This is a genomic window from Sphingomonas cannabina, assembly GCF_021391395.1.
GTDB lineage: Bacteria > Pseudomonadota > Alphaproteobacteria > Sphingomonadales > Sphingomonadaceae > Sphingomonas > Sphingomonas cannabina.
The window spans coordinates 614724-634991 of the sequence record NZ_CP090059.1 but is presented as its reverse complement, the minus strand read 5'-3'; the positions used below and the strand labels follow the sequence as shown (position 1 = coordinate 634991).

The following is a 20268-nucleotide window of genomic DNA, read 5'->3' as shown; positions in this document are numbered from 1 at the left end:
GAGCTTGTTTACGCCAGCGGTAGCCTCAGCCGCACCAGCAGGCCGCCGAGGTCCTCGCTTTCCTCCAGGCTCACCGTCCCGCCGTAGAGCTCCGCCACGTCGCGCACGATCGCCAGCCCCAGCCCCGTCCCCGGCTTGCCGCTGTCGAGCCGCACGCCGCGGTCGAAGATGCGCAGGCGATCGGCCTCGGGAATGCCCCTTCCGTCGTCCTCGACCATGATCTCGGCGAAGCCCGCCTGCGCCGAGACGGTGATGAACACGCTGCCGCCGCCATATTTGGCGGCATTCTCGACGAGGTTGCCGAGGATTTCGTCGAGGTCCTGGCGCTCGATCCGGGCCTTGAGGTTCTTCGCGCCGTCAGTGTCGATACGGACATTGGGATAGAGGCGCGAGATCGCGCGCTCGACCGCTTCGACGCTTACCCAAAGCTCGGCGCGGCTGTGCGCCGAGCCGCGCCGGCCGACCGCGCGGGCCCGCGCGAGATGGTGGTCGACCTGGCGACGCATCGTCCGCGCCTCGCGGATCACGGTGTCGGCGAGGTCGGCCTGGCCCGCGGCGGCAGCGTTCATGATCACCGTGAGCGGCGTCTTCAGCGCATGGGCGAGGTTGCCGGCGTGGCGGCGCGCTTCCTCGGCCTGGCGATCGTTGTGCTCGATGAGGCCGTTCAGTTCCTCGACCATCGGTGCGACCTCGGCGGGCATATTGCCCTCGACACGGCTGGATGTCCCCGCGCGCATCCGTTGGATCTCCAAGCGGACCTTCCTCAGCGGCAGCAGGCCGTAGAAGGTCTGCAGCGTCACCATCACGATCAGCCCGAGCCCGAGCAGCACGAAGCTGCGCACCAGCGTCCGGCGGAGCGCTGCGATCTGCGCGTCGAGATAGCCGCGGTTCTGCGCGACCTGGAAGCGCCAGCGCACCGGCGAGCCGGGCAGTTTGAGGTCCCGTTCGACGACCCGGAGGCGCTCGTCCGGGAACTGGCTCGAATCATAGATATGGACGTCGCGGTCGCTGTGCTTCTGGTCGGTGCGCAGCCGCCGGTCCCACAGCGAGCGCGAGGGGAAGGGATCGACGCCCTCGCCGCTCACCTGCCAGTAGAGGCCGGAGTTGGGCTCGAGGAAACGCTGGTCGGCGAGCTGGCGGTTGAACATCACCTCGCCTTCCGGGCCGATCTCCGCGGTGGCGATCAGGCTGGTCAGCAGGAAATCGAGCTGGTCGTCGAAGCTGCGCGTCACCGCCGAGGTCAGCACGCGATCGAGCGCGAACCCGCCGCCGGTGAGCAGCAGCAGGATCCACAATGCCGCGACGACGATCATCCGACGCGACAGCGAGCCGGTGACGCGGACGTAAGGGCGTGGCGGCAGTTCGGGAGCGGTGGTGGCCATCAGGCAGCCTTACATGCCCCGCTCCCCGCTGGCGGGGAGCGGAAGCGCATCACTCCGCCGACGGCCGTTCGCCGGGCTCGTCGAGCGAATAGCCGAGGCCGCGGATCGTCGAGATCACGTCGGCGCCGAGCTTCTTGCGGATGCGCGTCACGAACACCTCGATCGTGTTCGAATCGCGGTCGAAATCCTGGTCGTAGATATGCTCGATCAGCTCGGTGCGGCTCACCACCTTGCCTTTGTGGTGGAGGAGGTAGCTGAGCAGCTTGTATTCCTGCGCGGTGAGCTTCACCGGCTCGCCGGCCTTGGTCACCTTGCCCGAGCGGGTGTCGAGGCGGATGTCGCCGGCGGTCAGCTCGGCCGAGGCATTACCCGAGGCGCGGCGGATCAGCGCACGCAGGCGGGCGATCAGCTCCTCGGTCTGGAACGGCTTGGCGACATAGTCGTCGGCGCCGGCATCGAGCCCGGCGACCTTGTCCGACCAGCTGTCGCGCGCGGTCAGCACCAGCACCGGCGTGGTCTTGCCTTCCTTGCGCCAGCGGTCGAGCACGGTCAGCCCGTCGATCTCGGGCAGGCCGAGGTCGAGGATGATCGCATCATAGTCTTCGGTCGAGCCCAGGAAATGCCCCTCCTCGCCGTCGGTGGCGAGGTCCACCGCATAGCCCGCGCCTTCGAGGGTATTGCGGAGCTGCTGACCGAGATTGGGTTCGTCTTCGACAATCAGAACGCGCATGTGTGTCTCCAGTGGGGGAGCGTCAGCTTCCGGTGCGGCCGATGACGGCCCCCGAGCGGCCGTCGACGCTCACCCAGATGACATTGCCATCGCGCAGGAATTTGAGCGTGTAAACCTGCGTGCCCGAATCGAAGTCGAAGCCGATATACTGCGCGCCCTTCATCTTCGGCACGACGCGGCGCTCGATCTCGCGAAGCGACAGCAGGCGGCCCTGCTCGCGCGCCTCGCGCGCGGCATCCTGATCGCCGCGGCGATGCCGCTGCGCACCAGCGTCGCCGGCACCGGCGAGCGCGATCGCAAGGCCGATCGAGAGAATTCCCACCATCTTCATATGGCTGTGGCATAGGCAGCATGCGTTGAACAGCCCGTGAATGTCGACGAAATCTTGCCGCAAGCGCGAAGGGACCCTAGGTCGCCCCGATCATGGCTGCTCCCATCCTCGCCTATGAAGGGCTCGGGCTCGTGCAGGGCTCGGGCTGGCTGTTTCGCGGGCTCGACATCTATATCGGCGCGCGCGACCGGCTGGCGCTGATCGGGCGCAATGGCGCGGGCAAGACCACGTTGCTCAAGCTGATCGCCGACCGTATCGAGGCGGACGAGGGCCGCCGCACGATCGTGCCCGGCACCAACGTGGTGATGCTCGAGCAGGAACCGAGGATGGAGGGCGCGACGACGCTGCTCGACTTCGTGCTGTCGGGCGCCGACGCGCCGCCCAGGCACGAGGCGGAGGCGATCGCGGGACAGCTCGGCATCGACCTCGGCCGCGAGGCGGCGACCGCATCGGGCGGCGAGCGGCGGCGCGCGGCGATCGCGCGGGCGCTGGCGCAGAACCCCGACGTATTGCTGCTCGACGAGCCGACCAACCATCTCGATCTCGCCGCGATCGACTGGCTGGAGGATTGGCTGAACCGCTATACCGGGGCGTTCATCGTCATCAGCCACGACCGGACGTTCCTGACCCGCCTCACGCGCCAGACGCTGTGGCTCGATCGCGGCAGCATCCGCCGCAACGAGGTCGGCTTCGGTGGATTCGAGGCGTGGATGGAGGCGGTCTATGCCGAGGAGACGCGCGCGGCGGAGAAGCTCGACGCCAAGTTGAAGCTCGAGCTGCACTGGCTCCAGCGCGGCGTCACCGCGCGGCGGCGGCGCAACCAGGGGCGGCTGGAGAAGCTCAACCAGATGCGCGCCCAGCGTGCCTCGATGCTCGGGCCGCAGGGCACCGCCAAGCTCGGCATCGCCACCGACGACGTGCGCACCAAGAGCGTGATCACCGCCGACCGGGTGACGAAGCGCTTTGGCGAGCGCACGATCATCAAGGACTTCAGCCTGCGCATCCAGCGCGGCGACCGCATCGGCATCGTCGGCGCCAACGGCGCGGGCAAGACGACGCTGATCAGGCTGCTGACCGGCGAGATCGCACCCGACGAGGGGACGGTGACGCTCGCCAGGACGCTCGACGGCGTGATCATCGACCAGCAGCGAAAATTGATGGCGCCCGAGAAGCGCGTGCGCGACGTGCTCGCCGACGGCGGCGACTGGATCGAGGTGCGCGGGGTCAAGAAGCACATCCAGGGCTATCTCAAGGAGTTCCTGTTCGATCCCGGCCTCGCCGATGCGCGGGTCGGCACGCTCTCCGGCGGGGAGCGCTCGCGGCTGCTGCTGGCGCGCGAGTTCGCCCGCGCCTCCAACCTGCTGGTGCTCGACGAGCCGACCAACGACCTCGACCTCGAGACGCTCGACCTGCTCCAGGAGGTGATCGCGGACTATGAGGGCACGGTGCTGATCGTCAGCCACGACCGCGACTTCCTCGACCGCACGGTGACGGTGACCCTGGGGCTCGACGGGTCGGGCTCGGTCGACATCGTCGCCGGCGGCTATGCCGATTGGGAAGCCAAGCGGAAGCCCAGGGCGCAGGCGAGGGCTGCGGCGAAAACGGCGGCCGCGCCGCCTCCTCCACTGCAGACGCGCACCAAGCTCAGCTACAAGGACCAGCGTGACTACGACCTGCTGCCGAAGCGGATCGAGGAGCTCGACGCGGCGATCGCGCGCGACGAGGCGGCGCTGGCCGACCCGGAGCTTTACGCACGCGATCCCGCGAAATTCGACACGCTGATGAAGGCGATCGCCGCCGCGCGCGAAGAGAAGGACGCGGCCGAGCTGCGGTGGCTAGAACTGGCGGAGATGGTCGAGACGCTCGGCTAGGCCCCCTTGCCGCGATCGATCGCCACGCCGGCGCGGCCGGCGAGGTCGACGACGTACTGCCAGGCGACCCGCCCGGAGCGACTGCCGCGCCGCGTCGCCCAGCCGACGGCGTCGACAGGATCGAACGGCAGGCCATAGCTGGTCGCGTAGCGCTCGATGATCGCCAGATAGGTGTCCTGGTCGATCACATGGAAGCCTAGGCTGAGCCCGAACCGGTCCGCCAGCGCCAGCGCATCGTCGACCGCATCGCGCGGATTGATCGCGCTTTCCTGCTCGGCGATGTCGCGCGGGACGAGGTGGCGGCGGTTCGAGGTGACGGCGAGGCGGGTGTTGTCGGGCCGCGCCTCCGCACCGCCCTGCAGCAGCGAGCGCAGCGCGCGCGCCTCGCTCGGCGCCGAGAAGCCGAGATCGTCGATGAACACCACGAAGGCGCGCTTGACCGGCGCCAGCGTGGCGAACAGCCGCGGCAGGCTGTCGAGCGAGGCGGTGGCGACCTCGACCAGCGCGAGGCCGGTCGCGGCGGCGGTGCTGGCGACCAGCGCCGACTTGCCGGTGCCGCGCGCGCCCCACAGCAGCACGTCGTGCGCGGCGTGGCCGGCGGCGAGACGGCGGAAATTCTCGATGAGCGACGCCTTCTGCGCGTCCATGGCGGTCAGCATGTCGAGCGGCAGCGGCGCGAAGCCGCGCGCCGCTTCCAGCACCTCGCCGTGCCAGAGATAGGCCGGATGGGCGAGCGGATCGGCGGACGCGGGCGGCGGCGGGGCGAGCCGCTCCAGCGCGGCGGCGATCCTTTCGAGCGGGTCGGTCATGGCGCCCGCTTAGCGGGGTCAGCCGGCCGCGGCCAGCTTCTGCGCCGCTTCGCGTTCGCCAAAGCGGGGATCGGCGAGCGCCGCCAGCGCCTGGGCGCGGGCATCCTGCGCACGGCCGAGATCGGCATAGAGCTGGGCGAGGTGCCAGCGCAGCGCCGCATGACGAGGCGCGAGCGCCACCGCCTTTTCGAGGAGCTGGCGCGCTCCCTCGGTGTCACCGCTGCCGTAGAGCGCCCAGCCATAGGCGTCGGCCGCAGCGGCATTGGCGGGAGCGAGCGCATAAGCGGCGGCGGCGTAGCTGGCCGCGGTCTCCTCCTCGCCGGCGCCGTCATAGGCATAAGCGAGCTCGGCCAGCAGCGCCGCGTCGCGGTCGCCGAGCCGCACGCGCAGCCTCTCCAGCGTGTCGATCGCCGCGTCATATTCGCCCGCCGCGATCTGCCAGTGTGCGGCGAGGCGGAGCGCGGCGACGTTCGCCGGGTTCTGTGACAGGAACAGCGCGAGCGCGTTCGACGCCTCCTCGCGCCGTCCGGCCATGTCGAGCGCCTCGGTCAGCCGCAGCATCGTCGGCTCGTCGAAGCTCAGCGACGCGGCGCGGCGGAAGGCGGCGACGGCGTCGCCCGGCCGCCCGAGCGCCATCAGCGTATCGCCAAGCACCAGCGCCGCCTTGGGCGCACCGCGGTTGGTGGCCGCCACGGCCTGCGCGCGGGCGAGCGCGCCGGCACGATCGCCGGCTTCGAGCTGCGCCCGGATCAAGGGGATCGCGCTCGACGGCTCGCCGGCCGGATCGCCGGCGGCGGCGGCCGCGAGCACCGGCACGCTGTCGTCCGAGCTGAAGCTCGCCGCGTCCGCCCGCGCCGGATGCGCGGCGCGATCGAGCAGGCGCGCGGCGGCCGCCCGATCGCCGAGCCGTTCGAAGGCGCGTGCGGCCAGCGTCAGCGTATAGCTGTCGGCATCGCCGCGCTCGGCCACCGGCTGGATGACGTCGAGCGCGCCCCGCGCGGAATCGCGCCGCAGCAGCGCCATGGCGAGAAGCTGGCGCGCGCGGATGTTCATCGGCTGGATCGCGACCAGGTTGCGCAGCTTGGTGACCGCCTGCTCGTCGGCGCCATCGTCCAGGTCCAGCGTCGCGCCGAGCTGGAGCGGCCCCGGCATGCCGTCGAGCGCGCCGCCGGTATCCTCCATCAGATCGCGCGCGAGGCCGGTATTGCCGGCGCGCGCCGCCATCACCGCGAGCAGATAGAGCACCTGCGGACTGCCCGGCCGCACCGCCAGCGCGCGGCGGGCGGCGCCGAGCATGTCGTTGTATCGGCCGGCATCGCCGAGTGTCGCCGCATAGTCGAGCAGGGCCGGATAGCTGTTCGGGTCGCGCTTCAGCGCGCCCTCGAACCATGGCAGCGACGCGACCAGGCCATATTGGTCGCGCACGAGCTGGGCGTTGAGCAGCAGCGCGGCGGTGTTGTCGCCGTCGAGGGCGACCGCGCGGCCCGCCGCCTCGATCGCGCCCGCGACGTCGCCGACGCTCCGGCGGAAACGGGCGAGATCGGTCCATACGGCACTGTCGCCGGGCGCACGCGCGATCGCCTGCGCCAGCAGGTCGTTGGCGGCGGCGGGGTTGCCCATCGCCGCCAGCGCCTGCGCCTGGATGCGCAGGCCATAGGTCCAGTAACGGGGCGCGGTCGCCTTCGCGAGCGTGAGCGCCTGCTGCGGATCGCCCTGGAGCAGCCGCGCATGGGCAAGCAGCTGCTGCGCCCGGCGCATGTCGAAGCCGTTGTCGCGCGCCTTGCCGAGCTCGGCCTCGGCGGCGATGCCGTCGTCGTCCACCAGCGCCGTCCGCGCGAGCACCGCATGGGCGAGGCCCCAGCTCGGATCGGCCTTCACGGCGGACGTGGCGAGAGCGCGCGCGGCCGAGACATTGCCTTGATCGAGCGCGGCGAGGGCGCGGCCGAGCGTGGCCCGGGCGGTCCCTGCGTCGGCATGGAGCGGCGCGCCGGCGGACAGGCCGACCGCGACGGCAAGGGCGAGCGCGCCGAGGCGCTTACGGCTGGAGGTCATAGGCCTTCATCAGGTCATAGAGGGTGGGGCGGCTGATCCCGAGCAGCCGGGCGGTGCCGGAGATATTGCCGTCGGCGCGCGCCAGCGCGTGCCGGATCGCCTTGCGGTCGGCCGCCTCGCGCACGGCCTTGAGGTTGATCGGCAGGCTGTCTCCGGCAGGCTCGGCGAGGTCGAGGTCGGCGGCGGTGACGCGGGCGCCGTCCGCCATGATGACGGCGCGCTTCACCCGGTTCTCCAGCTCGCGGACGTTGCCGGGCCAGCCCCAGGCGTCGATCGCGGCAAGCGCGTCGGGCGCGAAGCCCTTGACGCCGCTCCGCATCTCGCCGGCGTATCTGCGCAGGAAATGCCGTGCGAGCAGTCCGGCATCGCCCGGCCGCTCGGCGAGCGACGGGATGCGCACCACGATCTCGGCGAGACGATAGTAGAGGTCTTCGCGGAAGCTGCCGGCGGCGACCATCGCGTCGATGTCCTGGTGCGTCGCGCAGACGATACGCGTGTCCACTGGAATCGGCTTGCGCCCGCCGATCCGCTCGATCACCCGCTCCTGCAGGAAGCGCAGCAGCTTGACCTGGAGCGGCAGCGGCACGTCGCCGATCTCGTCGAGAAACAGGGTGCCGCCATGCGCCGCCTCGATCTTGCCTTCGGTGGTCTTGACCGCGCCGGTGAAGGCACCCTTCTCGTGCCCGAACAGCTCGCTCTCGAGCAGCGTCTCGGGGATCGCCGCGCAGTTGATCGCGACGAAGGCGCCGCGCCTGCGGGGGCTGGCCTCGTGCAGCCCGCGCGCGAGCAGCTCCTTGCCGGTGCCCGATGCGCCGAGCAGCATCACCGACACGTCGGCGCCGGCGACGCGATCGATCGTTCGGGTGACCTTCAGCATCTCCGGCGCGGCGGTGATCATGCCGCCGAGCGCGGTGCTCGATCCAGCCTCCGCGAGCCGGCGGTTCTCCGCTTCCAGCGCATGGACGTGGAAGGCGCGCGCGACGATCAGGCCGAGCGCGTCGATGTCGATCGGCTTGGCATAGAAGTCCCATGCCCCCGCCGCGATCGCGATCCGCGCGCTTTCACGGGCACCGTGGCCGGAGGCGACGATCACCTTGGTGTCGGGCTTCAGCTCCAGGATCGCCTGGAGGGTCGCGAAGCCCTCGCTGGTGCCGTCGGGATCGGGCGGCAGGCCGAGGTCGAGCGTCGCCACCGCGGGCTCCTCGGCGCGCAGCACGGCGATCGCGCTCTCGCGATCGGCGGCGACATGGACCTCATAGCCTTCATAGGCCCAGCGCAGCTGGCGCTGGAGCGCGAGGTCGTCCTCGACGATCAGCAGCTTCCTCGTCTCGCTCATGCCGCCACCCTGGAGGCGAGCGCCGCCGGCAGGATCACGCGGAAGGTGGAGCCTCCACCCTCGCAGCTCTCGACCTCGATGCGTCCGCCCATTCCTTCGGCCAGCTGCCGCGCCTCGAACGCGCCGATGCCGAAGCCGCCGGGCTTGGTCGAGGCGAAGGGGCGAAACAGCCGATCGCGCATGAAGGCGGGCGACATGCCGCAGCCACGGTCGATCACCGAGACCGTCACCGTCTCCACACCGGGCTCGACTGCGATCGTCACCGGATCGACCGCGGCGCTCGCGTCGATCGCGTTCTGGACGAGATGACCGAGCAGCTGCTCCAGCCGACCGGGATCGGCGAGCGCAACTGCGCCCTGCGGTCCCGCCACCACGACCGGATGCTGCGCGCGGCGTGCCGCGGCGATATGCTCGGCGATGGCCGTCACATCGATCGCGACCGGCGGCTCGGCCGCAGCGCGGGTGTTGGCGAGCAGGCGGCCGAGCAGCGCGTTGAGCTTGTCGGCCGAATCCTGGAGCGTCGCCACCATGTCGGCGCGGAAGGCGGGGTTGTCGGCGTGGCGCTCCGCATTGCGGGCAACCAGGCTCAACCCGCTCACCAGATTCTTGATATCGTGGACGATGAAGGCGAAACGGCGGTTGAACTCGTCGAACCGCTCAGTCTCGGCGAGCGCCTCCTGCGCGCGCGCTTCGGCGAGATAGCTCGCGACCTGGCGTCCGGCGATGCGCAACAGGTCGAAATCCTCCCAATCGAGTGCCCGGTCCACCGGCGGACGCGCAAGCACGATCGCGCCGACCAGCGTGTCCAGGTGCAGAAGCGGCACCACCGCCCAGGCGTCCCGCTCGTCGAGCAGCCATTGCGGCGCGACGTCGCCATCGACGTCGCCGCGGCGGGCGCGGTCGAGCTCGACGATGCGCTCGCCCTGGCCGAGACTGTGCGTGAAGGCCGCGTCGGCGCCGGTACGCGGCAGGTCTCCGCTCCAGTTCCAGCCGGTGCCGATGCCGAGCCCCGCGCCCTCCGGCACCAGCAGCAGCCCGGCCGGGGAATCGGTGAGGTCCGCGACCGCCTTGACCACGCGCTCGGCGAGCGGTGCGGCGCGATCGGGCTTGCCGAGCGTGCCGGTGAAGCGGATCCATTCCGCTCGATAGTCGTAGCGATGGCGGAAGAGGTGCTTGGCGACGCTCACCTTCGCCCAGGCCCGCAGCCACGGCGTCGCTACCAGCGTCAGCACCGCGGCCGCCGAGCCGAACACGAAAGCGGTCTGCCACATCCGCGCCAGCGTGCCGCCGATCGCGCCGAGTAGGCTGGTGCCGGCGGCGAGCAGCGCGAAATAGGCGCCGATCGCGACCAGCGACAGCGAACGATAGGTGACGGCGTGCGAGATGCGGACCTCGCCGCGCCCGTCACGCTGGATCGCCGCGCCGATCAGCGCCGCCGCCAGCACCATCGCTGCCCCACGGATGGGCGCCACCGCCGCCGGCCATGCGCCGAGCAGATAGGCGATGGCGGCCAAGCCGAAATCGCTGAGCCATATCGCCGCGAAGCCGATCGCAATCAGGCGGACATTGCCGCGGCCGTCCTCGGCGTCGAGCTGCTGAAGCAGCACCAGCGCGCCGACCGCCATCATCATGCGCAGCAACATGCCGGCACTGACGATCCCGACGTCTTCATGGGTCCCGACGACACCGAGAGGGAGCAGCATTTCCGCGGCCGCGACCAGCACGACCACGCCATAGACCGCGACCACGCCGGCCGGTGCACGCGGGGCGCCTTGCCGGCCGAGCGCGAACATGAAGCCGAGCAGCGCCAGTGTACGCGCGCCTTCGGCAAGCTGCGTGCCGGGCGCATTGCCGCCGAGCCCGGCGACCGCGAGCGCCCACGCCGCGAGCGCGGCCGACGCCACGACCAGCGGCCAACGCGGCAGCACCACGCGCGTACTTCGCCCCGCCCATAGCGCGACGGCGGCGAACAGCAGCGCCGCCAGCGCATGGCTCCACAGGGTCAGCGTTTCGGCCATCGCCTCAGCGCGCTCCCTCCGGGAACAGCACCACGCGCACCGTCTGGAGCAGGATCAGGAGGTCGAGAAAGGGCGAGTAGTTCTTGGCGTAGTAGAGGTCGTATTCGAGCTTCTGCCGCGCGTCCTCGATCGAGGCGCCGTAAGGATAGTTGATCTGCGCCCAGCCGGTGATGCCCGGCTTCACCATGTGCCGTTCGGCGTAATAGGGGAGCTTGGCTTCCAGATCGTCGACGAACTGGGGCCGTTCCGGGCGGGGGCCGACGAAGCTCATCTCGCCCTTGAGGACGGTCCAGCACTGCGGCAGCTCGTCGATCCGTACTTTGCGGATGAAGCGGCCGATGCGGGTGACACGCGGATCGTCCTTCTCCGCCCACACCGCTTGGCCCTGCACCTCGGCGTCGGTGCGCATCGATCGGAGCTTGATGACCTGGAACGGCGTTCCATACAGGCCGACGCGGATCTGGCGATAGAAGGCGGGCCCCTTGCTGTCGAGCTTCACCGCGATCGCGGCAAGGGCGATGACGGGAAGGGTCAGCGCCAGCAGGATCAGGCTGGCGGCGATGTCGAACAGTCGCTTGAACACGCTCGACAGCATCCGGCTCGACGAGAAGCCGTCGGAGAAGATCAGCCAGCTCGGATTGACGCTGTCGAGATCGACGCGCCCGGTCTCGCGCTCGAGGAAGGTCGAGATCTCGTTGACGTGGACACCGGTGGTCTTGATGCGGAGCAGATCCTTGAGCGGCAGCGCGTTACGCCGCTCCTCCAGCGCCAACACCACCTCGCTCGCGCTCAGCAGCACGACATGATCGGCGAGGTTGTAGATGGCGTCGCGCGCGATCGCCTCCGGGATCACGCGGTTACCCTCGCTCATGCTGACGTAGCCGACCACCGCGAAGCCGGCGCCCGGCCGCGCCGCCAGCGCCTTCAGCCGCGCCGCACGCGGGCCGGCGCCGAGCACGACGATGCGGCGCTTGAACGCCTGGCCGCCGAGCGCCTTGCCGATGAGGATGCGCAGGAAGGTGAGGCCGACGATGGCAAGGCCCATGGCGTAGAGCAGGTTCGATCGCCACAGGCTGAGGTCGGGCAGGATGAAGAAAACGGCGCTCAGGGCGAGCACGCCGATCGCGACGCCGGCACCGAGGCGCACCACGGCGTAGCGGATCGATTGCAGCGATTCGGCGCCGTAGACGCCGACCGCGATCATCGCCGTCTCGACCGCCGCGACGAACACGGCGAGCTGGACCATGCGGGTGTGGATCGGCTCGACCGCCATGCCGATTTGGTGTGCGCGCAGCGTCCAGCCGAGCTCGCCAGCGAGGGCGAGCACCACCAGGTCGAACAAACCGAGCAGCAGGACCGCATTGGGTACGTAATGCTTGAACAGCCTGATCATCGCGCTCGCCGCGCTCCCGACACCCGAGTGTAAACTTTGCCGACATGCCTCTCGCGCAAATTGGCGAAGAAATGCTGAATGGGGGAAATCGTTGGCGATTCTGAGCGTTGGACAAGCCCAGGGGGTCCGCTACACCCATCGCAACAGGAGAAAACTTCGCCATGACCGAGGCCAGGCCGATCATTCCTGTGATCCTCTCGGGAGGCGCGGGTACGCGGCTATGGCCGATGTCGCGTCCCGAGCGCCCGAAGCAACTCCTGGCGCTCACCGCCGAGGAGACGATGCTGCAGCTCACCGCCAAGCGCTGCGGCGGCGAGCGCTTCACCGCGCCGATCGTGGTCGCCAATGCCTTTCATGCCGACGAGATCGAGCAGCAGCTCGCCGCGATCGAGGGTTCGGTGCGTGCGCTGGTGCTGGAGCCGATGGGGCGCAACACCGCGCCGGCGATCGCGCTGGCGGCGATCGCGGCCGGCGGCGGGCACGATCCGCTGCTGGTGATGCCGTCCGACCATGTCATCACCGATGTCGCCGCGTTCCACGCGGCGATCCATGCGGCGCTGCCGCTGGTCGACGAGGGCTGGCTGGTCACCTTCGGCATCACCCCCGATGCGCCGGAGACCGGCTATGGCTACATCCGCATCGGCGAGGAGATCGCGAGCGGCGTCCACAAGGTCGATCGTTTCATCGAGAAGCCGCCGCGCGAGGCGGCCGAAGCGATGCTGGCGGAGGGCGGCCATGCGTGGAACGGCGGCATCTTCCTGTTCCGCGCGGACATGTATCTGGGCGCGCTCGCGGCGCATGCGCCCGACATGCTCGTCGCCGCGCAGGAGGCGATGGCCAAGGCGCGCCGCGAAGGCGTGCGGATCTGGCCGGACGAGGAGGCCTTCGCCAGGTCGCCGGCGGATTCGATCGACTATGCGGTGATGGAGAAGGCGACGCGCGTCGCGGTGGTGCCGGTCAGCATGGGCTGGAACGACGTCGGCTCGTGGGATGCGCTCCACGCGATCAGCGCGCTCGACGATGGCGGCAATCATCACCACGGCGAAGTGATCGCGGTCGATACGAAGAATTGCTTCGTTCGTTCGGACGGCGTCCGGATCGCACTGGTCGGCGTCGAGGACCTGATCGTGGTGGCGAGCGGTGACGACGTGCTGATCCTGCCGCGGGGGCGCAGCCAGGAGATCAGGAAGATCATCGAGGCGTTGAAGCGGTGACGCGGCGGGGGCGCTAGCCGGCTTGTCACTTTACTGACACACCCCTTCCCCATGAGGCGGCGCAACAGGGGGAGATCACCTATGAAACACCGCCACTTGCTGACGGCGCTGCTGCTGTCCGGCTGTGCCGCCACGCCCAAGCCGCAGGCGATGGTATCGCCGCTGCCGACCGCTTCGGTCGTTCCCTTCGCGCAGACCGACGCAGTCGCCAGCCTGCAGGATGCCGCCGACGATCCCGCGATCTGGCACAATGCGGCCGATCCCGCCGCCAGCCTGATCGTCGCGACCGACAAGAAGGCGGGGCTCAACGTCTACGGCCTCGACGGCAAGCTGCGCTCGAACCTCGCCGCCGGCCGGGTCAACAACGTCGACCTGCGCGAGACGCCGGCGGGCGTGATCGTCGCGGCGAGCGACCGCAACACGATCGGCGACAGTCGGCTCGCGCTGTTCCGGCTCGATACCCGGACGGCGACGCTGACCCCGCTCGCCCGGGTGCCGGTGGCGACGGCGGAAGCCTATGGCCTGTGCATGTACCAGGCGAAGAACGGGCTCTACGCCTTTGTGGTCGGCAAGGACGGGGCGATCATCCAGCTCCGCATCGCGGCCGACGGCAGCGGCGCCGAGACGGTGCGGACGATGAAGCTCGCCACCCAGTCGGAAGGCTGCGTCGCCGACGACCGCACCGGCACGCTGTTCGTCGGCGAGGAGGATGTCGGGGTCTGGAGGTTCGGCGCCGAGCCGGGCGATCCGGTGACGCCGACCTCGGTCGCCAAGGCCAATGGCAAGGAGTTGATCGCCGACGTCGAGGGCGTGGCGATCGCGGCGGAGGGGGCGGACGGCGGCTATCTGGTCGTCTCCAGCCAGGGCGACTCCGCCTATGCGCTGTGGCGGCTGCCCGACCTCGGCTATGCCGGGCGCTTCCGCATCGCCGAGGGTAGCGGCATCGGCGGGACTAGCGAGACCGATGGAATCGAGGTCAGCAGCGCGAGCTTCGGGCCCGGGCTCGAGGGTGGGCTGATGGTCGTCCAGGACGGGGATAACGCGCCCCAGGCGCAGAACTTCAAGCTGGTGCGCTGGGCGGAGGTGAAGACGGCGCTGGGGCTGGAGTAGCGCCTTTCCGGATCGGACAAACGAAGGGCCGGGAGAGGGATCTCCCGGCCCTTTGCTTTTGGGTTCGGTGGACCGGCGCGGCGAAGCCGCGCCGTCGGTCGGGCGGTTGGCGAAGCCAGCCGCCCGCCGGCCGAGCCTTTGGCGAGTCCTGAGCTAAGTCGCCTTAGCTCAGGCCGCCTTGGCTCAGAAATCCATCCCGCCCATGCCGCCCGGCATCGCCGGAGCCGCAGGCTTGTCCTCGGGCAGCTCGGCCACGGTCGCCTCGGTGGTGATGAGGAGACCGGCGACCGACGCCGCGTCCTGGAGGGCGGTGCGGACGACCTTGGTCGGGTCGATCACGCCGGCCTGGACCAGGTTCTCATAGGTGTCGGTCGCGGCATTGAAGCCGAGGTTGACGTCGTTGCCGTCGATCAGCTTGCCCGCGACCACCGCGCCGTCATGGCCGGCGTTCTGGGCGATCTGACGCACCGGCGCCTGCAGCGAGCGCCGGATGATGTCGACACCGCGGGTCTGATCGTCGTTCTCGCCCTTGAGGCCCTCGAGCGCCTTGGTGGCGTAGAGGAGAGCGGTGCCGCCGCCGGGGACGATGCCCTCTTCGACCGCCGCGCGGGTCGCGTGCAGCGCGTCGTCGACGCGGTCCTTGCGCTCCTTCACCTCGACCTCGGTCGCGCCGCCGACCTTGATCACGGCGACGCCGCCGGCGAGCTTGGCGAGACGCTCCTGGAGCTTCTCGCGGTCATAGTCGCTGGTGGTCACCTCGATCTGCTGGCGGATCGCCTCGATGCGGCCCTTGATCGCCGCCTCTTCACCGGCGCCGTCGACGATGGTGGTGTTGTCCTTGTCGATGGTGACGCGCTTGGCGGTGCCGAGCATGCCGAGCGTCACGCTCTCGAGCTTGATGCCGAGATCCTCGCTGACGACCTCGCCCTTGGTCAGGATCGCGATGTCCTCGAGCATCGCCTTGCGGCGATCGCCGAAGCCCGGCGCCTTGACCGCCGCGACCTTGAGGCCGCCGCGCAGCTTGTTCACCACGAGCGTGGCCAGCGCCTCGCCCTCGATGTCCTCGGCGATGATCAGCAGCGGACGGCCCGACTGCACCACCGCCTCGAGGATCGGCAGCATCGCCTGCAGCGACGACAGCTTCTTCTCATGGATCAGGATGTACGGATCGGCGAGCTCGACCGACATCTTCTCCGGATTGGTGATGAAGTAGGGCGAGAGATAGCCGCGGTCGAACTGCATGCCCTCGACGACGTCGAGCTCGAACTCGAGGCCCTTGGCCTCCTCGACGGTGATCACGCCTTCCTTGCCGACCTTCTCCATCGCTTCCGCGATCTTCTCGCCGACTTCCTTGTCGCCGTTGGCGGAGATGATGCCGACCTGCGCAACTTCGTTGGAACCCGCGACCGGCTTCGAGCGGCTCTTGAGGTCCTCGACGACCTTGGTGACGGCGAGATCGATGCCGCGCTTCAGGTCCATCGGGTTCATGCCGGCCGCGACCGACTTCATGCCCTCGCGCACGATCGCCTGGGCGAGCACGGTGGCGGTGGTGGTGCCGTCGCCGGCGATGTCGTTGGTCTTCGAGGCCACCTCACGCACCATCTGCGCGCCCATGTTCTCGAACTTGTCCTTGAGCTCGATCTCCTTGGCGACGGTGACGCCGTCCTTGGTGATGCGCGGCGCGCCGAAGCTCTTGTCGATCACGACGTTGCGGCCCTTCGGCCCCAGCGTGACCTTGACCGCGTCGGCGAGAATGTCGACGCCGCGCAGGATGCGCTCACGCGCATCGCGGCTGAATTTGACGTCCTTGGCTGCCATGTGGCTACCCTTTCAGATGAGAGGTTGAGAGTTGGAAAGTCACGAAAGTCGCACCTCCTTCGCGTACGCGCGCGCGGGAGGCGCCGGACGTCACTCGACGATGCCGAGGATGTCCGATTCCTTCATGATCAGCAGGTCTTCGCCGTTCACCTTGACCTCGGTGCCCGACCATTTGCCGAACAGGATGCGGTCGCCGGCCTTGACGTCGAGCGGCGTCACCTTGCCGTCCTCGGCCTTGGCGCCGGCGCCGGCGGCGACGACCTCGCCCTCCTGCGGCTTTTCCTTGGCGGTGTCGGGAATGATGATCCCCCCGGCAGTCTTCTCTTCGGCCTCGACCCGGCGAACGAGCACGCGATCGTGCAGCGGACGGAAGTTCATGCGCGTCATCCCTTGCTAGTGACGTGATGTGGACTGTCTTGGCACTCCCATGAGGAGAGTGCCAGCGCCGCGCATATGTGCCCGTGCGGCCACAGCGTCAAGGGTCGGGAGGCGAGTCGAACGCGACTCCGGTTAGGCGCCCCGGCCTTCCCAGGCAATCCGCGCCGGAACGGTGCCAAGCCCGATCGTGCGCGCGATCCGGACGAGGCGCCGCACACGATGGTTAGCGCGCCGGTGATCCCCGCCGAAGCGGCGGCGAGATGGGGAGAGAGTTCACGCTTTTCCGGCCCCCTGCCCCACGGACGGGCATGCCTGCCCGTCCCTGAGAGGAGACGTGATCGATGCATTATCTGATCCGATCGAGCCTGATCGCCGCCGCCGCCACGGCCGCGATCGCCGCGGGCTCCGCCAGCGCCCAGTCGCTGCCGGCGCCGGCGCTGCCCAACTCCGCCGACATCATTTCGATCGACGCGGGGAACTTCCACACCGGCCATTCGCCGAACGGCCCCGCCGCGGTCGCGGTCAACCTGGGCCAGACCCAGGGCCGCGAAGGCGGCCTCGCCGACGTCAATGCGCTGACCAACGGTCAGGTGATCGACGTGGCCGTCAACAGCCTGACCAAGCCGGGCAAGACCCAGCTGTCCGACATCGTCGCGGTCGGCGCCGGCGACGTCAACGTGACGACGCCCAAGGACGGCAACACCGTGCTCGGCGTCAACGTCGGCAAGCAGGCCCCGCTCAGCGGCAGCACCGGGAGCGTCAACCTGCTGAGCGGCAACAACATCGTCGAGGTGAAGCTGGGCTCGGCGAGCATCGCGGTGCCGACCTTCAGCGGCATCCCGGGTCTCAGCAATCTGCCGCTCAAGATCACGCTGCCGAAGCTGTTCGGCCGCTGATCCTTCCCTCCTCGTCCTTCGAGCCCCCTCGGACGAGGAAACGGCGGCGCGCGGGCTGTCCCCGGTTCGTCCCATTGCCCTGCGCGCCGCCGCATTTTCCTTCTTCGTCACCCCGGCCTTGGGCCGGGGTCCACTCGACCTCTCGGGCTGCGCTGGAGCCTCTTGTCCTGCACCTGCCTCCCGGTGGACCCCAGCCCAAGGCCGGGGTGACGGTTGGATGCCGATCCAGACTCCTTTCACCCCTTCCTCACACGCCAAGGTTTGCCCGCGCGCGTCCCATGCTCTAGCGTCGCCCGCGATTCCGCCTTTGGGGGATAGCGAAGACGTGAAGCTGGTTCGTGGCGCCTGGAAGCTGCTGGTGGGGATCAAGGACGCGCTCGTCCTGATTCTCATGCTCCTGTTCTTCGGCGGCCTGTTCGCCGTCCTGTCCGCGCGGCCCAACACCGCGATCCGCGACGGCGCGCTGGTAGTGGCGCTCGACGGCCGCCTATCGGAGCAGCCCGAGGAGGTCGATCCGCTCGCGAGCTTCGGCGGCGGCGTCGCCAAGGAGACGCGGCTGCGCGACGTGGTCCGCGCGCTCGACGCCGCGCGCACCGACGGCCGCGTCAAGGCGGTGGTGCTCGACCTCGACCGCTTCGCCGGCGGCTATCCCGCCGCGGTCGCCGAGGTGGCGAGCGCGGTCGGCCGCGTCCGCGCTAGCGGCAAGCCGGTGCTGGCCTATGCCACCGCCTATATGGATTCGAGCTATCTGATCGCCGCCAACGCGTCCGAGATCTGGGTCGATCCGATGGGCGGCGCGATGTTCATGGGGCCGGGCGGGTCGCAGCTCTATTACAAGGGGCTGATCGACAAGCTGGGCGTCAACGTCCACGTCTATCGCGTCGGCCAGTTCAAGTCGGCGGTCGAGCCCTATACGCTGACCGGCCAGTCGGCCCCGGCGCGCGCCGCCAACGAGGCGCTCTACGGCGCGATCTTCAGCCAGTGGCGTGAGAATGTCGCCAAGGCGCGGCCCAAGGCGAAGATCGCCGATTACCTGACCCAGCCGGACAAGGTGATGCTTGCCGCCAACGGCGATCTCGCCAAGTCGAACCTCGCCGCCGGGGTGGTCGACAAGCTCGGCGACCGGCTCGCCTTCGGCAAGCGCGTCGCCGAGATCGCGGGCAGCGACGGCGGCAAGCCGGCGGGCAGCTTCCGCACGATCAGGCTCGCCGACTGGATCGCAGCCAATCCGGCGCCGGCCGGCGGCGATGCGGTCGGCGTGATCACCGTCGCGGGCGAGATCGTCGACGGCAAGGCGGGCCCCGGCACTGCCGGCGGCGAGACGGTGTCGAAGCTGCTGCTCGACGGGCTGGCCAAGAAGAATTTGAAGGCGCTGGTGGTGCGGATCGATTCGCCGGGCGGATCGGCGCTGGCCAGCGAGCGGATCCGCCAAGCGGTGCTCCAGGCCAAGGCGCAGGGGCTGCCGGTGGTCGTGTCGATGGGCGGGCTCGCCGCGTCGGGCGGCTATTGGGTGGCGACTGCGGGCGACGCGATCTTCGCCGAGCCCAACACCATCACCGGATCGATCGGCATCTTCGCCGTGCTGCCGACCTTCGAGAACGCGCTCGGCAAGATCGGCGTCACCGCCGACGGCGTCGCCACCACCCCGCTCAGCGGCCAGCCCGACGTGTTCAAAGGCACGACGCCCCAGCTCGACGCGGTGCTGCAGGCGGGGGTCGAGAACGGCTATCGCCGGTTCATCGCCCGCGTATCCGAGGCACGCAAGCTGAGCCCCGAACGGGTGAACGAGATCGGCCAGGGCCGCGTGTGGGACGGCGGGACCGCGCACCAGCTGAAGCTGGTCGACCGGTTCGGCACGCTCGACGACGCGGTCGCCGAGGCCGCGCGGCGGGCGAAGCTTGATCCAGCCAAGGTGCATGCCGTGTTCCTGGAGAAGGAGCCCAAGTGGACCGCCAAGATCGCGGCGGCGCTGTTCGGCAGCGGCGACGATGACGACGACGCCAATGCGCCTTCCGGCGACGCGGTGGCGCGGATCGCGGCGGAGCGGCGCGCGATCTTCGCCCAGGCAATCGCCGACGCCCGCCGGCTCGCGCGCGGGCCGTCGGTGCAGGCGCTGTGCCTCGAATGCACCGCCTATGCCCCATCCAATGCCAGACAGGGAGATCTGAAGTTGGCCGACCTCTTGTTCGCGAAGCTGTTCCAATGATCGCGATCCGAGCGGCACGACCCGAGGACGCGGCGGCGATCGCCGCTATCTACGCCCCCTATGTGCTGGGCGGCACCGTCTCGTTCGAGACCGAAGCGCCCGATGCCGAGGCGATGCGCGCGCGGATGACCGCGTCGGACGGGCTCTATCCGTGGATGGTCGCCACCAACGGTGAGGACGATTCGGGCGTGCTCGCCTATGCCTATGCCGGGCGCTGGCGCGACCGGCCGGCGTACAAATACGTCGTCGAGACCTCGGTCTATGTCGCGGGGCCGGTGGTCGGCCAGGGGGTCGGACGGCTGCTCTACGAGGCGCTGATCGACACGCTGCGCGCGCAGGGCTTTACCCAGGCGATCGGCGTGATCTCGCTGCCCAACGACAGCTCGATCCGCACGCATGAGGCGGTCGGCTTCCGCCGCGCCGGCATGTACCGCGAGGTCGGCTTCAAGCAGGGCCGGTGGATCGACGTCGGTTTCTGGCAATGCGGGCTCAACGAGAGCCAGGTGCCGCCGGTGGAGCCGAGGCCATTCAGCGAGGTGGGCGTGGTGCGGGCGGCCTGATCGCGGCTGCCGGGAGGCGCTCGGGCAGTCCTCACGGGCCTAGCAGGCCGTCCCGCTTCTCCTATCGTCATCCCGGCGAAAGCCGGGATCCAGGACCACAAGCGGCGACCTGTTTGACTCTGGATCCCGGCTTTCGCCGGGATGACGGTAGAAGAGCCGGGAGG

The 20268-nt window shown here is 69.6% G+C and carries 16 protein-coding genes; 6 read left to right on the top strand and 10 right to left on the bottom strand.

Annotated features, from left to right (window positions below):
- Nucleotides 1-8: 8 nt before the first annotated feature.
- Genes LZK98_RS03155 through LZK98_RS03145 form a run of 3 tightly spaced genes read right to left on the bottom strand, consistent with a single transcriptional unit; the run spans nucleotide 9 to nucleotide 2437 of the window.
- Nucleotides 9-1382 carry a sensor histidine kinase gene (locus tag LZK98_RS03155; RefSeq protein WP_233784902.1) on the bottom strand — a complete coding sequence of 458 codons (1374 nt, stop codon included), beginning with the start codon at nucleotides 1380-1382 and terminating at the stop codon, nucleotides 9-11.
- Nucleotides 1383-1431: 49 nt separating this feature from the next.
- A complete protein-coding gene (locus LZK98_RS03150; protein WP_233784901.1) occupies nucleotides 1432-2112 on the bottom strand; it encodes a response regulator transcription factor in 681 nt (226 codons plus the stop codon).
- Nucleotides 2113-2134: 22 nt separating this feature from the next.
- Entirely contained in the window at nucleotides 2135-2437 is a 303-nt protein-coding gene (locus tag LZK98_RS03145) for a hypothetical protein (RefSeq protein WP_319937527.1), read from the bottom strand.
- Between the two features lie 98 nt (nucleotides 2438-2535).
- On the opposite strand from LZK98_RS03145, the gene LZK98_RS03140 reads away from it, so the two are divergent.
- Nucleotides 2536-4314, top strand: coding sequence for an ABC-F family ATP-binding cassette domain-containing protein (locus LZK98_RS03140; protein WP_233784899.1), 1779 nt, complete (start codon nucleotides 2536-2538; stop codon nucleotides 4312-4314).
- Here LZK98_RS03140 and LZK98_RS03135 read toward each other — a convergent pair.
- The 5 genes from LZK98_RS03135 to LZK98_RS03115 are packed head-to-tail and all read right to left on the bottom strand — an operon-like array spanning nucleotide 4311 to nucleotide 11922.
- Nucleotides 4311-5123 (bottom strand): ATP-binding protein, encoded by an 813-nt coding sequence (locus LZK98_RS03135; protein WP_233784898.1) that lies wholly within the window; start codon nucleotides 5121-5123, stop codon nucleotides 4311-4313. The two genes, LZK98_RS03140 and LZK98_RS03135, sit on opposite strands and share 4 nt — an antisense overlap.
- Nucleotides 5124-5141: 18 nt before the next feature.
- A complete protein-coding gene (locus tag LZK98_RS03130; RefSeq protein ID WP_233784897.1) occupies nucleotides 5142-7175 on the bottom strand; it encodes a tetratricopeptide repeat protein in 2034 nt (677 codons plus the stop codon).
- Nucleotides 7159-8511 (bottom strand): PEP-CTERM-box response regulator transcription factor, encoded by a 1353-nt coding sequence (prsR, locus tag LZK98_RS03125; protein WP_233784896.1) that lies wholly within the window; start codon nucleotides 8509-8511, stop codon nucleotides 7159-7161. The genes LZK98_RS03130 and prsR overlap by 17 nt, the downstream gene beginning before the upstream one ends.
- Nucleotides 8508-10529: an XrtA/PEP-CTERM system histidine kinase PrsK gene (gene prsK / locus LZK98_RS03120; RefSeq protein ID WP_233784895.1), complete on the bottom strand. Its 2022-nt coding sequence runs from the start codon at nucleotides 10527-10529 to the stop codon at nucleotides 8508-8510. The genes prsR and prsK overlap by 4 nt, the downstream gene beginning before the upstream one ends.
- A 4-nt stretch (nucleotides 10530-10533) precedes the next feature.
- Nucleotides 10534-11922 carry a TIGR03013 family XrtA/PEP-CTERM system glycosyltransferase gene (locus LZK98_RS03115; protein WP_233784894.1) on the bottom strand — a complete coding sequence of 463 codons (1389 nt, stop codon included), beginning with the start codon at nucleotides 11920-11922 and terminating at the stop codon, nucleotides 10534-10536.
- A 161-nt stretch (nucleotides 11923-12083) separates the two neighbouring features.
- On the opposite strand from LZK98_RS03115, the gene LZK98_RS03110 reads away from it, so the two are divergent.
- Together LZK98_RS03110 and LZK98_RS03105 are read left to right on the top strand one after the other, a co-directional pair.
- On the top strand, nucleotides 12084-13136 hold the full coding sequence (locus LZK98_RS03110) for a mannose-1-phosphate guanylyltransferase/mannose-6-phosphate isomerase (RefSeq protein ID WP_264757863.1): 1053 nt from the start codon (nucleotides 12084-12086) through the stop codon (nucleotides 13134-13136).
- An 81-nt stretch (nucleotides 13137-13217) separates the two neighbouring features.
- Complete coding sequence (locus LZK98_RS03105; protein WP_233784893.1) at nucleotides 13218-14246, top strand: phytase; 1029 nt, start codon at nucleotides 13218-13220, stop codon at nucleotides 14244-14246.
- Nucleotides 14247-14429: 183 nt separating this feature from the next.
- Here LZK98_RS03105 and groL read toward each other — a convergent pair whose 3' ends face one another.
- Together groL and groES are read right to left on the bottom strand one after the other, a co-directional pair.
- Nucleotides 14430-16064: a chaperonin GroEL gene (gene groL, locus LZK98_RS03100; RefSeq protein WP_233784892.1), complete on the bottom strand. Its 1635-nt coding sequence runs from the start codon at nucleotides 16062-16064 to the stop codon at nucleotides 14430-14432.
- 90 nt (nucleotides 16065-16154) lie between these two features.
- Nucleotides 16155-16442 carry a co-chaperone GroES gene (gene groES, locus LZK98_RS03095; protein ID WP_233784891.1) on the bottom strand — a complete coding sequence of 96 codons (288 nt, stop codon included), beginning with the start codon at nucleotides 16440-16442 and terminating at the stop codon, nucleotides 16155-16157.
- A gap of 341 nt (nucleotides 16443-16783) precedes the next feature.
- On the opposite strand from groES, the gene LZK98_RS03090 reads away from it, so the two are divergent.
- The 3 genes from LZK98_RS03090 (at nucleotide 16784) to LZK98_RS03080 (ending at nucleotide 20104) form a co-directional block, all read left to right on the top strand.
- Nucleotides 16784-17338, top strand: a complete 555-nt coding sequence (locus tag LZK98_RS03090) for a hypothetical protein (protein ID WP_233784890.1) — start codon at nucleotides 16784-16786, stop codon at nucleotides 17336-17338.
- Between the two features lie 325 nt (nucleotides 17339-17663).
- Nucleotides 17664-19544, top strand: coding sequence for a signal peptide peptidase SppA (gene sppA, locus LZK98_RS03085; protein ID WP_233784889.1), 1881 nt, complete (start codon nucleotides 17664-17666; stop codon nucleotides 19542-19544).
- Nucleotides 19541-20104, top strand: coding sequence for a GNAT family N-acetyltransferase (locus LZK98_RS03080; RefSeq protein WP_233784888.1), 564 nt, complete (start codon nucleotides 19541-19543; stop codon nucleotides 20102-20104). Before sppA ends, LZK98_RS03080 begins: the two co-directional genes overlap by 4 nt.
- Nucleotides 20105-20268 lie beyond the last annotated feature (164 nt).

Coding starts and splice junctions, on each gene's coding strand:
- LZK98_RS03155 (WP_233784902.1), bottom strand. CDS start 1,382: ATGGCCACCACCGCTCCCGAACTGCCGCCACGCCCTTACGTCCGCGTC.
- LZK98_RS03150 (WP_233784901.1), bottom strand. CDS start 2,112: ATGCGCGTTCTGATTGTCGAAGACGAACCCAATCTCGGTCAGCAGCTC.
- LZK98_RS03145 (WP_319937527.1), bottom strand. CDS start 2,437: ATGGTGGGAATTCTCTCGATCGGCCTTGCGATCGCGCTCGCCGGTGCC.
- LZK98_RS03140 (WP_233784899.1), top strand. CDS start 2,536: ATGGCTGCTCCCATCCTCGCCTATGAAGGGCTCGGGCTCGTGCAGGGC.
- LZK98_RS03135 (WP_233784898.1), bottom strand. CDS start 5,123: ATGACCGACCCGCTCGAAAGGATCGCCGCCGCGCTGGAGCGGCTCGCC.
- LZK98_RS03130 (WP_233784897.1), bottom strand. CDS start 7,175: ATGACCTCCAGCCGTAAGCGCCTCGGCGCGCTCGCCCTTGCCGTCGCG.
- prsR (WP_233784896.1), bottom strand. CDS start 8,511: ATGAGCGAGACGAGGAAGCTGCTGATCGTCGAGGACGACCTCGCGCTC.
- prsK (WP_233784895.1), bottom strand. CDS start 10,529: ATGGCCGAAACGCTGACCCTGTGGAGCCATGCGCTGGCGGCGCTGCTG.
- LZK98_RS03115 (WP_233784894.1), bottom strand. CDS start 11,922: ATGATCAGGCTGTTCAAGCATTACGTACCCAATGCGGTCCTGCTGCTC.
- LZK98_RS03110 (WP_264757863.1), top strand. CDS start 12,084: ATGACCGAGGCCAGGCCGATCATTCCTGTGATCCTCTCGGGAGGCGCG.
- LZK98_RS03105 (WP_233784893.1), top strand. CDS start 13,218: ATGAAACACCGCCACTTGCTGACGGCGCTGCTGCTGTCCGGCTGTGCC.
- groL (WP_233784892.1), bottom strand. CDS start 16,064: ATGGCAGCCAAGGACGTCAAATTCAGCCGCGATGCGCGTGAGCGCATC.
- groES (WP_233784891.1), bottom strand. CDS start 16,442: ATGAACTTCCGTCCGCTGCACGATCGCGTGCTCGTTCGCCGGGTCGAG.
- LZK98_RS03090 (WP_233784890.1), top strand. CDS start 16,784: ATGCATTATCTGATCCGATCGAGCCTGATCGCCGCCGCCGCCACGGCC.
- LZK98_RS03080 (WP_233784888.1), top strand. CDS start 19,541: ATGATCGCGATCCGAGCGGCACGACCCGAGGACGCGGCGGCGATCGCC.